This is a genomic window from Pseudoalteromonas nigrifaciens (genome assembly GCF_002221505.1).
In the GTDB taxonomy this organism is placed as follows: Bacteria; Pseudomonadota; Gammaproteobacteria; order Enterobacterales; family Alteromonadaceae; genus Pseudoalteromonas; species Pseudoalteromonas nigrifaciens.
The window spans coordinates 439,211-452,753 of record NZ_CP011036.1 but is presented as its reverse complement, the minus strand read 5'-3'; the positions used below and the strand labels follow the sequence as shown (position 1 = coordinate 452,753).

The window sequence follows — 13,543 nt, the reverse complement described above, 5'->3', positions numbered from 1 at the left end:
ATTTATGCGTCTACTGATGCCTGCTCAGCTTGCGCTGTGCGTTGTTGCATGTATTGTGCAAATAATGCGTCAAAGTTAACTGGCGCAAGGTTAAGCTGTGGAAAAGTACCACGGTTAACAAGGTTAGAAACTGCTTCACGCGCATATGGAAACAATACGTTAGGGCAAAATGCACCAAGCATATGAGCAAGTTGTGTTTCTTCAACGTCAGCAATAGTAAAAATACCTGCTTGTTGAATTTCACATAAAAAGGCCGTTTCTTCGCCAATAGATGCAGTCACTGTTAGTGCTAAAACCACTTCAAATACACCTTCGTCTAACTTATTAGAGCGAGTGTCTAGGTCTAACTTAACTTCTGGTGTCCATTCTTTTTGAAAAATAGCTGGAGAATTTGGCGTTTCAAACGACACGTCTTTTGTGTAAATACGTTGAATAGTAAATTGTGCGCCAGTTTCTTGTTGTGCTGCTGCGTTTTGCGTTTCTTCGTTCATTGTAATCCTTAACCTGTTCGTTATTATAATTAGTTAAAATTTAAGCGTTTAGCTTTTTATCAAGCTGGCCTTGTGCTTCTATTGCCATCATGTCGTCGCAGCCACCTATATGCTCATCATTAATAAAGATTTGCGGTACCGTGCTTGCGCCGCCTGCTTTGGCGATCATTTCATCACGCAGTTCAGGCTGTACACCAATATCAAAGTTTGTGTATTGCACGCCTTTACTGTCTAAAAGTGCACGAGCACGTTGACAAAAAGGGCAATACGCTTTGGTGTATAAAACAACATTACTCATAATATATCCTCTATCGGACTACTAATATTTATTAGCGACCGGTTGTAGTTGGTAAGCTCGCAGATTGCCACGCGCCCATACCACCAGATAACACACTTACCTGCTCAAAACCCGCTTTATGCATAGCGGTTGCAGTTCCTGAAGCGGTCATGCCTGTAGTACATACCAATATAATGGGTTTGCTCTTATACTTTTCAAGGCTTGAAAAGTCAGATTTTTTCGCATTTTCAGGGCTTAAATGCTGAGCACCGGCAATATGCCCGGTGTTAAACTCTTTTTGCGCACGCATATCAATAACTTGACCGTCTTCACGGTTGATAAGCAGTGTTAACTGCTGAGGGTTTATTTGGCGCACTGCTGAGAGTTTACTTTTGATCCAACCACTAACAATAAGAAACACAATACCCACCCAAGCTGCACTTAAGATTGGGTGATTGGTGATAAATTCAATATATTGATCCATTCGACATCCACTATAAAATTACATCCTAAAACGTGATGTTTTAGCTATTTTTTCGTTCAATACCAATTGCATTAACTCTATAAGCAAGTATAACAAGAGGTAAGCTACTCACAAACAACATAAAATTTAAACAGGAGTACTCACTTCTGTAAAGATTTTAAACACAATATATACCTAATTTACCTTACTCGCATACACAGCGCTTTAATAAAGTTGGTATTATACCAATTGCATTAAATTAATGGGCTATTAAAGCGTCAATATAATGGGTCAATAACAAGTAAAAAATGATGATATATAGTTGTTCTATATGAGTTATTTTTAACGCAGTTAGTGAGCTATTTAATCCGCTAAAATGTGCATGTTTTTAATAAAATTGGTATTAGCTGCGCAAGTATACCCAAATCAGCTAAAAATGCGAGTTAAGGCAAAGCATAATACGCTTTTACGAGGTGCTTTTAGTAAGAACAAAGTAATAGCTTGTTGTTAATTTTTAGCCAGATATTAAAAAGTTTTAATATCTTATTTTGATTGCTGATCCTAGCTATAAAACACGGTATGCTTAGCATCAGCATGTTAGCGGTAATGTTAGCGTGTTTTATCGCAACGTTAACCTTGAGGAGTGACTATGTCAGAGCATAAAAAACCACTGGTATTAATGATTTTAGATGGCTGGGGATACCGCGAAGATGAGCAAAGTAATGCGATTCTGGCTGCAAACACCCCTGTATTAGATGAATTATGGGCCACCCGCCCGCGCACATTAATTTCAGCTTCGGGTTTTGATGTAGGCCTTCCTGATGGTCAAATGGGCAACTCTGAAGTTGGCCACGTTAATTTAGGCGCAGGACGCGTTGTTTATCAAGACTTTACTCGTATAACAAAAGCGATAAACGATGGCGAGTTTGACTCTACCCCCGCACTAGTCGATAACATAGATAAAGCCGTAAGTGCAGATAAAGCCGTGCACATTATGGGGCTATTAAGCCCAGGTGGCGTACACAGCCACGAAGATCATATTGTGGCAAGTATTGAACTTGCTGCAAAACGCGGTGCAAAAGAGGTGTACTTTCATGGCTTTTTAGATGGCCGCGACACACCTCCACGCAGTGCTAAAGCTTCTATTGAGCGCATTGAAGCGGTATTTGCAAAGCTACAATGTGGCCGCTTAGCATCGCTAATTGGCCGTTATTACGCAATGGACAGAGACAACCGCTGGAACCGCGTAGAAAAAGCCTATAACTTACTTACGTTAGCACAAGGCGACTTTAGCTACCCGACTGGCGTAAGCGCACTTGAAGCTGCTTATGAGCGCGACGAAAACGATGAGTTTGTAGCCGCAAGCACCATTACTCCTGCAGGCGCAGAGCCTGTACAAATTAACGATGGCGACACGGTTATATTTGCTAACTTTAGAGCCGATCGCGCCCGTGAAATTACACGTGCATTTGTTGAGCCTAACTTTGACGGTTTTGCCAAACAAAAATCGCCTGCACTTAGCGCATTTGTAATGATGACCGAATACGCTGCAGATATAGACGCCCCAGTTGCATTTGGCCCTACGCCACTGGTAAACGTACTTGGCGAATGGTTTGAAAAACACGGTAAAACTCAACTACGTATTTCTGAAACTGAAAAATATGCTCACGTAACATTTTTCTTTAGTGGTGGCCGCGAAGACGAATTTAACGGTGAAACCCGCGAGCTTATCCCTTCACCACAAGTTGCAACGTACGATTTGCAGCCCGAAATGAACTCAGAAATGCTTACCGACAAACTCGTTGCGGCAATTAAAAGTGGTAAATACGACGCTATTATTTGTAACTACCCTAACGGCGATATGGTGGGTCACTCTGGTGTATTTGCAGCGGCAGTTAAAGCCTGCGAAGCAGTTGATCACTGTATTGGCCGCGTAGTAGCTGCACTTAACGAATATGGCGGTGAAGCGCTTATTACTGCCGACCATGGTAATGCTGAGCAAATGGCCAACCTTAAAACAGGCCAAGCCCATACTGCACATACTAGCGAGCCGGTGCCATTTATTTACGTGGGCCGCGACGCAACACCATCTGAGGGTAAGGCGCTTAGTGATGTAGCGCCTACTATGCTGCACTTAATGGGCATGGAGCAACCAACTGAAATGACAGGCAAACCTATCATGACGTTGAAATAATCTATGCAAAAATGTATTAATAGCGTTACTAAGCTAATTTTAATACTGACTTTTTTAGCGACTGCAACTGCAGTCGCTAATGAAGATCGTACCAAAAAAGATCTCAGCGAAGTACAAACGGCACTTAAGCAAAGCCAATCTGAATACAACGCGCAACGCAAAAAAGTTGCCACGCTACAAAAAAACCTACAACAGCACGAACTCGAAATAGCTAAAAACGCCAAAGCCCTAAATATGGCTGAGCAGTCGATTAAAAAAACCGAACAACAGCAACAACTGCAACAGCAAAAAGCCGATCAACTCGAACAACAACATGCACAGTTTCAACACGCATTAGCTGCGCAACTTAAAAGTGCTTATATGGCCGGTGGCGACGATGATTATGCAAAAATGCTGCTCAACCAAGAAGACACGGCTAAATTTGAGCGCACCCTAAGCTATTATAATTATTTAAATAAAGCCCGCATTGAACAACTCGAAGAGCTAAAAGCGCTGCAGTTACAAATAGCGAAAAACCAGGCTGAACTGGCTAAAACAAAGCAAAAACTAGTAAACCTGCATGATGAACAAAAAAGACGCCAAACCGCATTAGTTAGTGCTCAAAGCGAACGCCAAGCCAATTTAAAAAATTTACAGGCACAGCTAAACAGCACCAAAAGCTCAATTAACTATTTAAAAGAAAACCAACAAACGCTGATCACAACTATTGAAGAGCTAGAGAAAGAAAAAAATAAAAAAGTTGAATTACTCGGCCTCAATAATAGCAAAGGCAAACTTAACTGGCCAAGCCGAGGTAAGTTAGAGCACACTTTTGGACAACGAAAACACGGTGGTATTGACTGGAAAGGCGTATTAATTGGCGCAAAAGAAGGCAGCAATATTAACAGTGTTCATAACGGCCAAGTGGTATTTGCCGATTGGTTAAAAGGCTACGGCTGGGTAATTGTAGTTGACCATGGTGAGGGCTTTATGAGCCTTTACGGCCATGCACAAACCTTATTGAAAGATGTTGGCGACATGGTAAGAGAAGGCGAAACGGTAGCGCTAGTTGGCCAAAGCGGCGGGCAAGCAAGTTCTGGTCTATACTTTGAAATGCGCCATAAAGGGCGTGCAGTAAATCCTGAAAAATGGTGCAAACGCATTTAGCAAATACCAATCTTATTTAAAACATACCATTGGTATAAATTAACCGCTGCGCCGCATTGGAGCAGCCGATGGACAAAAAAAGCACCGAAGCAAAATGGTTTAAAAATACAGGCTTTACGCTTAACTTAAGCCTGTATTTACTTGCCCTATTAATTTTTATTAGCTTTTCAGCTAATGTATTTTCTAGTTCGATTAAAGAATTAAAAAGCCAACAAATAACCGAAATCCTATTTAATATTCATACCTACTACGTTGAAGATCTTGCACTCCAAAACACCACACATACTAGCTATAACAACCAACAATTTGCGCATTTATATGCCCAGCTCGATCCCTACTCTAAATACCTTGATGAACACGAATTAAATACTTTATTTGATAACACTAATGGCCGCTATACCGGTTTAGGTATTGAGGTTAAACAAATAAATAACAGTGTAACCATTGTAAATGTAGTGAGTAACTCACCTGCTAAAAGTGCTGGAGTTATGGCCGGTGACATTATCATTAGCGTTAATAATCAAACAACACAAAACAGCACCGTAGAGCATGTTGCCCAGCTAATAACAGCAAGCAAACTTAGTAATATTAGTTTAACCATAAAGCGTGATAACCAACCGCAACCACTTAATTTTAATGTGAGTCGCCGTAAAATAAAGCTTGAAAGCGTTACTAGCCAGCGCTTAGATTTAGGCAGCGGTTATTTAGCTATAAATAGTTTTTCTAACCACACTTTACATGAAGTGGCTTTGCAAATAGCAGCCATGCAAAATCACTTTGGGGACCCACTTAAAGGCCTAGTTATTGATTTACGTGATAACCCCGGCGGTACACTTAGAAGCGCTGTTGCGGTATCGGATCTGTTTTTACAAAACGGTACTATTGTTACAACCAAAGGGCGCTATAACGAGGCAAATAAAGCTTTTTATGCCAAACACGGAGACATTTTAAAAGGCGCCCCTATTGTCGTGCTAATTAACGAAAACTCGGCATCAGCAGCCGAAATTTTAGCTGCCGCATTAAAAGATAATAACCGCGCCAAGGTTGTTGGCAGCCAATCTTTTGGTAAAGGCTCAGTGCAATCGCTTATTCCACTCGGTGATGGCAGCACTGCATTAAAGCTCACTACAGCTAAGTACTTTACCCCTTTGGGGAAATCAATCGAGGGTGTTGGTATTACGCCCGACGTGGCGATTAATCAAACAACCCTTTCACAAAGTGATAAAGCCGTTATAATCAAAAACCAGCAAGCTAAAAGCAAACAAACACAACTAGCCAGCAAGGTAACTGATTTACAATTAGCTAAAGCTAAACAATTACTTAACCTGCAATAATTTTAGCCTTACTGATGTTGAATTAATAAGCTCTAAAAATAATAAAAACTATAAATTTAAAAAGCGATAAAGATGAAAGTAATTATAGGGCTGATATTGATGCTTGGTTTTGCGTCACTCAATGCTAAAGCCAAGCAAATAGCGATAGTAATAGACGACATAGGCTATCACCAGAGAGATTTAGAACTGTTAACTTTGCCCGGCCAAGTGTCGTATTCAATTTTGCCTCACACGCCTTATGCACAAGCTTTTGCCACTTTAGCCAGTAAAACAAATAAAGAGTTATTACTGCATATTCCCATGCAAGCACTTAACGGCAAGGAGCTTGGCCCTGGCGCACTTACGTTAAATATGAATAAAGAGCAGATACAGCAAATACTTGGCACTGCTTTGGCCAGTTTACCGCAAGTTAAAGGGGTTAATAATCACATGGGATCGGCGCTCACCCAGCAAGGTCAAGCTATGAGGTGGATAATGGAAGTGCTTAAAAAGCGACATTTATACTTTTTAGATAGCCGCACCACTGAATTAAGCCAGGCACAAAATGCCGCTAACTTTTTAGGCGTTGAAAATATTGGCCGTCATATTTTTTTAGATAACATAACCACACGAGAACAATTACAACTGCGCCTAGATGAGCTAAAACAACACGCTACTGAGCATAAGTTTGCCATTGCAATTGCCCACCCCTACCCTGAAACAATCGCATTTTTACGCCACGTTTTACCACAGCTCAGCAAACAAGGTTTTGAATTAGTACCCGTATCTAAGCTGGTAGAGCGTAAATATATACAACTAGCAGAGAAGCGCTAAAGAGTAAATTGCAGCAGCCTGCTCTTTAATAAGCACGGCATTAAGCCCCGCCTACGCACAACCTAAACACTGACCGTGGCTAATTTCGACCTAGTCCTAATGTAGCTAACCCCAGGATATATTCACATTATGTCACAGTATAGTTTCAGCTAAAAAAGTTGTCGCTGCAAGCAAAGCGTGACATACGCTGGATAGACATAACAATAACTTACAAATAACCTGCAACCATTCCCCGACATAAAATACAACCATACGATGACATAGAAGTTAAGGATTATGTGTGTTTAAGGCTGCCGTTGGCAAATCGCTATCGTCAGTACGTACATAAAGAATAGGTAGAATTTCAGTATTTACGATTATAGGGCTGAATTCCAGCCTATCCTAATACTTGGTTTTCGCTCAAACCGAACTTCGCAAAAGTGCCATAAGCTGCCTTTCCGGTTTAACTCATATCTGCCCAAAAATCATTTAGAGCTAATGCTTATTACACCTTCAAAAGACCTTACTTACCCCAATTTTTATAATGAATCAGTATATGCTCAGTTGATTAATTACTGGATTGTCCTAAGTCTAGGGATATGGTGTCTATTTACTTTTATCAGATAAACCTTTGGCGATCTAGCAACCCAGATGCTTAGGATACCCGAAGTGCATATTTCAAAAGTTAGAATTGAAAAATTCCGCAATTTTCGTGAATTGGAATCATGAACTTTCTATTCGGATGAGGGAGAGGGGCTTAACTTGCCCTCTTGTTATTTAGTTGTGCCACTGCGATTTCTGACTAATTTATACCCCCTCTAAAGCCTCTCTAAGCTTGTCGAGCACAAAGTTGACATTAGCAGACTTTAAGCGACAAACACCCAGCCTAGTCAACTCACATAATAACTCCAAACTGCCAAACTCAGCCTTAAATTTCACGCTATCAACCAAATACCGCTTATCTGAAATGATAGTACTGAAATCATCTCTAATGTCTTTTATGCCATTCACTGTAATTTTCGCAGAAGCCCCCTGTGAAACACGGATGCCATATGAGGACAATTGAGTAACTTTCAAAGAATCAGACGCGCGCTCCAAGTAACCAACCCAACGCTCGGGGGCCACATTAACTTCAGATAGCACTAACCCTAAACCAGTCATCTCGTGTAGTTTATTCAAAAACTTCCTTAACGAGCGAGGAGGATTAGTGATATACATATATTTAGAGCTCGAGGACCAGTTAAACTGACATGTGTAATAACTTACCGATTCAATCTCAGTAACCTCACCAAATGGGTCTTCAACCACACTTCGTTGGACTTGCTTCTCAACGTATTTACCTGAAAGCTTTGACGGAGTAGATACAGAAAGCAAAAAGCCCAAACCAGTTTCTTCTGAATATTGTTGTTCCTTCATCAGTCTTGATAACTCGGTGAGAGTTAGAGGAAGTTCAGAGTATAACCATTTTGCTTTAATCATTATCTACACCTTCTTGTCGTATGCTTCAATGGTTTTGGCCAAAGCCTTCTCTGATGCATCTCTAAGATTGACGTTGTACTTCTCATTTTCATAAGGAGTAGCAGCTTTTCTGGTGACATTGTACTCGAGAGTTCTAGAGTTGTACGGATATAATCCTCTAACGGTGTACATAAATTCCGTGCATAAGTCAGGCCGACCAAAACAGGCCTCAAATTCCACTTTAGGTCCTTCATGAGTCCTATCTATTGCTGTCCAGATAATTTTGTAAATATAAAAGCCTCGTTTATGAAGCTGCTTAAATTCTGTTGAATCTAACACTCCTTCTCCTGCCAGCGCTGCTTTATTGATATAGGAAGCTAATCTAGCTTCAACAGTATCATCCTCATCAAGCTCGTCTTTCTCTTCCTGTTCCAAATGATAAACATCTACACTAGAAACATTATCAAACTTAAAGTCAGGAACATTACGGATTAAACTATCAAAGAATTCACTTCTACATGAGGCATTAGTGATAGATTGTAACGAAATGGAAAACTCTTCTAGCTCAGTACCCGTATCTTTTATTACTTGCGCTTGAACAGCTTTTTTAAGCGTCTCAGAAACTTCTTTAGCTTTTTTTGTTGATGGAAGTTTCATCACCACCCCATCTTTACCTTTCTCAAGCTTTATTTCGCAAGTCTTAAGTGTGCGTTGACGCATCTCTGTTTTTGTAAAGTCATGATCAACATAACTAACTGTTAGTGTTGTTGTATCACCACTTTTAGTAACCTTTACAGAATCATCACCAATTGCGGTCAAATTCGCTTTTACTGCTGAACAAGCAGCTTGGATTTGCGAGTCCTCAATTTCTCCCTTAAGTTTGGAATGCGTTGTTTTGTCTTTCCTGTTTGGGTTTTCTAGTAACTTACCAATCCAGTTGAAATCAGAATAGCTAAGGGCCAAAGAACTAATTTTTTCAATTAACGCATCTTTAGAAGTGCTGCTAGAGACTAAAATACCTCTTCCTCTTAGGAATAAAACTAACTCACTATGAGTTACTTTCTTGTGCTGTAAAGCGTCAAATATGTTCTTATCAGTAGGGATATAAATGGACGGGCCAGTTCTGAGTTTAGACATCTTCTCGCATTCCTATTTCCATTGGATTAAAGCAAGTTGTGAACTTAGTGATAGTTTCAGCTTCAATAACCGTCATCTGCTTCTCACGGGCATCGTCATTGCCCCACATTTTTAGATACTCACGTTTTGCTTTCTCAAAATTGACTGAAGCATGCTTACTTGCATCTGTAAACCGAACTCGTATCGTGTAATCACTACTGAGCATCTGATAGTGCGACATAGCGTCGATAAGATAAATAAACTCATCAACTGTTTCCCCTGACTGGTGGTAATAGATGACAAAACCACTATCAAAGTCATCCCCCGATCGATGCTTGATAATTAACCAAGGAGATGTTAACGCTTCAACCGTAGCTGGCTTATCCCATTCGTCACCACAACGACGAGCACGAATCAAATCTGGGTAAAAGAAAGTGAAATCTTTAGGACTAGGGAAACTATCATCAGCCTTCAGCTTTTGCATATCACTTACGACGTCACAAAGACGTTTAATTAAGTGTGGCCCCATTACAACAATTTCTTTGTCTTCCAAAAGTGGGATTTCCCGAAAACCCACTCTTCCCATCAAATCAGAAAAGTCGTAGTCGTATTTGTCGTCATGGTTGTAGATGAACAATAACCCTGCAACACTCCCAAATCCAACATCATCCAGAAGAAATGTACTTTGCCAACTTTCACTGATGTTTGCGCATTCAACAGACATTGCAAGTGATTTAAGAGCTTTTGATACAGAACTTGTATTAATAGACCCAGCCTTGTAACTCTTAAGGTCAGTATTTAAATATTTAGTATCACCCGAGTATGGGTCATCATAATAAAACACAACATCTGACGGGTGAGTAGTTTTGCCATGATGCTCTGTCACACACTCCCAGTTCTCATCCTTTGGCAAACAAGTTTCCCATTTGAACCACTTAAATATATCCTTGGAAACTAATTTTGCTAGCTTCTCTATATTTCCAGTTTCTGCCATTACTCATATTCCCACACAAGCACCGCAATACGATGCATACTAAATAAGTTTTATAAGGCGATATTAATTCATTCTTAAGTTTGTAACAATTGGCTTTGCGCAAAATATCAACACTGAGTTGCACAAGCAGTTCTGGATGGCAAGTTTAGTGATTGACCATACCTGTAGTTACACATTGCTAATATTCAATTCTTCGAAACTCATTTTTGTCCAAAACGAGTTGACCCGACAGTCCGGTTATCGCTCTTTGCCGAAGTTCGGCTCAGTGCCAATTGCGGACATCGAGCAAGATAGTCACTTGTTATGTTTTGATTACTACGACATATCTATTATCCAAGGCATAGTAATACCTAAACTAACCGACGATACTCCAAGGATAAACTTTAGATGATTCATAGAGCTACATTTGGAATACATATATACCCCTGAAAAAAATGCAAGTACCGACCACATGGCAGACCCCATAAAATATGCTCGAAGTGCACTTTGATTTAGTGACGTTGTATAAGCAGGGCCTGCAATAAAATTTAAAAGAAGTGCGACGAATACCCCCATGAACGGTAAAAAACCTATCATAAAAATTCTTTTTTTGAGCACCCATTTCTTCATATGTGAGTCCATTCCATTAAAAACATAACGAGGCTGTAGAATAACTCCAACAGCCAAGAACAATTAAAAAACAAGCTCCTGCAATTAATTCTAAGCGTTTTTAGAGTATTAGGTAATGCATTTGGAATCCATAAAACATACTGTTTTTCTTAAAAAAGAGTAATTCTACAGCCTCAACACCTCGTTAAGAGACAAATAATATGTTGGCTAAAAGCGACGCAGGAGCAAAAGCCAACTGTTATTTGTCCTGCTTTAACGACTTGGTAGAATTACTTACCGCCTCATACAAAAATGGACTTACATGCGACATATATTTGTGACCGTTCATTGTGAATTCCTGATTAATTTCAGGTAATAATGATTGAAACTTTTTCCCTGTATTTGTTACTAAAAAAGAATCTGGTTTACCCGTGGTATAGAAGTTTACAATTTCTTCCAATTCACTATTTGTGAACTTGCTTGAATATATTGGAGCGATTGAAAGTTTCACTTTCTCCCAAGAGAAGTAATCTTCTTCCCACTTTTCAACTAAACCTGAATATGGCTTTAAGCTAGGGTCTGTCATATACATTACTTTAGCCATTTGACCTTTAGATTGAGCAAAAAAGGCTTTGGCTCCATTTACTTCAAGAAGCTTAAATACCAGTTCGTTTGCGTTAATAAAAAAAGGGAGCAATAACACAATTAATAATAATTTTTTCACTTAAACCTCGATGTAATTCTAACAGCTAATTGAACACCATTTTGGTGGTTTATAACACACCAAAACGTTGTATATTATATACCCTGATAATTTCACTAATAATTACCTTTGTAAACAAGTAATTAAACCAGCTAGGAATTGAGCATATTATTTCCCCCCCAAACGGCGTTTAATAATGTTATTGGACAAAATTAGGCTCCTACCAAAGAAGTAGGAATAAATTTAACTTTTTTCAGTGTCCGGTTATCGCTCTAAACCGACTATCAGCCAGTTACTTGAGATGCTATATTAAATATAACTTTAGCAAGCTTAGAGATGTGCATGCCTAGCTATATTCAACCTAGTGCTAATCGTAAATTTGTAGAGATACTCAGCGATGGAACAATTAATTTAAACTCAAACCCTTTGGATGAAATTGAATTGATTCAGCGTGGCTTAGATATAAACTGTGTTGAGAAATTTAGACTTGAGTTACGCTGGGATCTACAATCGTTTACTAAGGCGATTGGTACAAATACAAAAGCTTTCGAACGCTATATAAAAGAACATAAACGTTTAAATGTAACCTTAAGTGAAAATATCGTTGAATTAGCTCATTTGGCATCAGCTTGTATTGATTACTTTGAGAGTGTTGAAAGGTGGACCACATGGCTTAATACACGCTCTTTGCAATTTAGTTCAGAAATGCCTTTGACGTTTGTTAACACTATTGCCGGACGGGAGTTGATCAAAAAAACTGTAGACAGCCTCAACCATGGTTATAATGCTTGAATTAAAAAATCTCAGATGTTTTTTGATGTAGCTTGATATTAGAATTTTCGAACTTACAGCGCAATATCACCAATATCATTAATTGGGGAACTTAATACTCCCTAAAAATAGAGTCTGTAATCTTAAATATATTTCTAATTCTTAAATCAAAAACCAGCCTTCTAACTTAAGGCTGGTTTTTAAACTTTTACTCACTGCCTTTTCGGCAGAATTACATTAACTTAAACATCGAATCGATTGTTTTTATCTTCAGCTGCCTATACGGCAGGTCACCTTTATTTCGATGGCGCATGTAATCCAAATCCATTCTCAGCTGCCTACTCGGCAGGTCACTTTGCAAACGCTGTATTATTGCCGTGCATATCATTCTCAGCTGCCTACTCGGCAGGTCACATAAAAACACACCTGCACCACCGCAGCAAGGCATTCTCAGCTGCCTACTCGGCAGGTCACTATAAAAGTAGCTAAGCTTATTTATATAATTCATATAATTAAAAAGCAAATTCAATTTTACCCATATTTTTATATGCTTGCTCAGAGGGTTCTGTTATTAACGGCTTATAATGAAGACATTAATAAAGGTTAATTACTTTCTATTAAAGGTGATAAATCAGGAACCGTGCCTTTAAACTTTTCATTTGAGGCAAAACCATAATTACTAAAGTCTGGCTCTACTTGGCTATCGGCATTTTGCTTTTGAATATGCAGAATATAATCCTCTTGTGAGCTTTTACTAGTCATAGCTACCCTATGAAATATATCAACCTCTCTTGGAGCTTCGATCTTTTTAGGATTAAAATTTTCACCTCTTGCTAACGCTCTTTTTTGCAGGCGCTTTAATCTTCTTCTACTTTCACCTGTAAAAATTTTTGCTACCGCCTGATTACGTATAAAACGTATCTCTTTGCAGCTCTCAGGAACGGCTAAAATTTGGCTTATTTTAAAAAAGCCACAATCTTGCATGTCAACAAAATATGCTTGCTCTTTAAGGCTGTTTAAAATCTCCATGTCTTTATGAACAAAAGCAATTACATTGCCAATTGATGAATCAGACCACGCAGGAAACGTAACTCCCATCCCTTCAATATTATGCTTTAAAATAAACCCATGCATGATAGAAATACAACGGCCAGTTAGCAGCGCTAGATTAGCTTGTTTTGGTAAAAATTGGACTATGAAGTAATACCTTTGCATA

General features: G+C 39.2%; 13 protein-coding genes. 5 read left to right on the top strand and 8 right to left on the bottom strand.

Annotated features, from left to right (window positions below; genetic code table 11):
• Positions 1-2: 2 nt before the first annotated feature.
• Genes secB through PNIG_RS02080 form a run of 3 tightly spaced genes read right to left on the bottom strand, consistent with a single transcriptional unit; the run spans position 3 to position 1,252 of the window.
• A complete protein-coding gene (secB, locus tag PNIG_RS02090) occupies positions 3-491 on the bottom strand; it encodes a protein-export chaperone SecB (RefSeq protein WP_011327080.1) in 489 nt (162 codons plus the stop codon).
• A gap of 40 nt (positions 492-531) precedes the next feature.
• Positions 532-789, bottom strand: coding sequence for a glutaredoxin 3 (grxC, locus tag PNIG_RS02085; protein ID WP_086996610.1), 258 nt, complete (start codon positions 787-789; stop codon positions 532-534).
• Between the two features lie 31 nt (positions 790-820).
• Entirely contained in the window at positions 821-1,252 is a 432-nt protein-coding gene (locus tag PNIG_RS02080; RefSeq protein ID WP_058372459.1) for a rhodanese-like domain-containing protein, read from the bottom strand.
• A gap of 628 nt (positions 1,253-1,880) precedes the next feature.
• Here PNIG_RS02080 and gpmM point away from each other — a divergent pair.
• From gpmM to PNIG_RS02060, 4 genes are all read left to right on the top strand, one after another.
• Positions 1,881-3,425 (top strand): 2,3-bisphosphoglycerate-independent phosphoglycerate mutase, encoded by a 1,545-nt coding sequence (gpmM, locus tag PNIG_RS02075; RefSeq protein WP_089367686.1) that lies wholly within the window; start codon positions 1,881-1,883, stop codon positions 3,423-3,425.
• 3 nt (positions 3,426-3,428) lie between these two features.
• Positions 3,429-4,571 (top strand): murein hydrolase activator EnvC family protein, encoded by a 1,143-nt coding sequence (locus PNIG_RS02070; protein WP_089367685.1) that lies wholly within the window; start codon positions 3,429-3,431, stop codon positions 4,569-4,571.
• 68 nt (positions 4,572-4,639) lie between these two features.
• Positions 4,640-5,905 carry a S41 family peptidase gene (locus PNIG_RS02065; protein WP_089367684.1) on the top strand — a complete coding sequence of 422 codons (1,266 nt, stop codon included), beginning with the start codon at positions 4,640-4,642 and terminating at the stop codon, positions 5,903-5,905.
• 72 nt (positions 5,906-5,977) lie between these two features.
• Positions 5,978-6,718, top strand: a complete 741-nt coding sequence (locus tag PNIG_RS02060) for a divergent polysaccharide deacetylase family protein (RefSeq protein WP_089367683.1) — start codon at positions 5,978-5,980, stop codon at positions 6,716-6,718.
• A 786-nt stretch (positions 6,719-7,504) separates the two neighbouring features.
• On the opposite strand, the gene PNIG_RS02055 is transcribed toward PNIG_RS02060, so the two are convergent.
• The 4 genes from PNIG_RS02055 to PNIG_RS02035 all read right to left on the bottom strand — a co-directional run bounded on the left by PNIG_RS02055 (position 7,505) and on the right by PNIG_RS02035 (position 11,577).
• Entirely contained in the window at positions 7,505-8,176 is a 672-nt protein-coding gene (locus tag PNIG_RS02055; protein WP_089367682.1) for a hypothetical protein, read from the bottom strand.
• A gap of 3 nt (positions 8,177-8,179) precedes the next feature.
• Entirely contained in the window at positions 8,180-9,292 is a 1,113-nt protein-coding gene (locus tag PNIG_RS02050) for a hypothetical protein (protein WP_089367681.1), read from the bottom strand.
• Positions 9,285-10,265: a PD-(D/E)XK nuclease domain-containing protein gene (locus PNIG_RS02045; protein WP_089367680.1), complete on the bottom strand. Its 981-nt coding sequence runs from the start codon at positions 10,263-10,265 to the stop codon at positions 9,285-9,287. The genes PNIG_RS02050 and PNIG_RS02045 overlap by 8 nt, the downstream gene beginning before the upstream one ends.
• A gap of 847 nt (positions 10,266-11,112) precedes the next feature.
• Entirely contained in the window at positions 11,113-11,577 is a 465-nt protein-coding gene (locus PNIG_RS02035; RefSeq protein WP_089367678.1) for a DUF2059 domain-containing protein, read from the bottom strand.
• A 321-nt stretch (positions 11,578-11,898) separates the two neighbouring features.
• Between PNIG_RS02035 and PNIG_RS02030 the strand changes: the two genes are divergently transcribed.
• Complete coding sequence (locus PNIG_RS02030; RefSeq protein WP_089367677.1) at positions 11,899-12,348, top strand: antitoxin Xre/MbcA/ParS toxin-binding domain-containing protein; 450 nt, start codon at positions 11,899-11,901, stop codon at positions 12,346-12,348.
• A 582-nt stretch (positions 12,349-12,930) separates the two neighbouring features.
• On the opposite strand, the gene cas6f is transcribed toward PNIG_RS02030, so the two are convergent.
• Positions 12,931-13,542: a type I-F CRISPR-associated endoribonuclease Cas6/Csy4 gene (gene cas6f / locus PNIG_RS02025; protein ID WP_089367676.1), complete on the bottom strand. Its 612-nt coding sequence runs from the start codon at positions 13,540-13,542 to the stop codon at positions 12,931-12,933.
• Position 13,543: the final 1 nt, after the last annotated feature.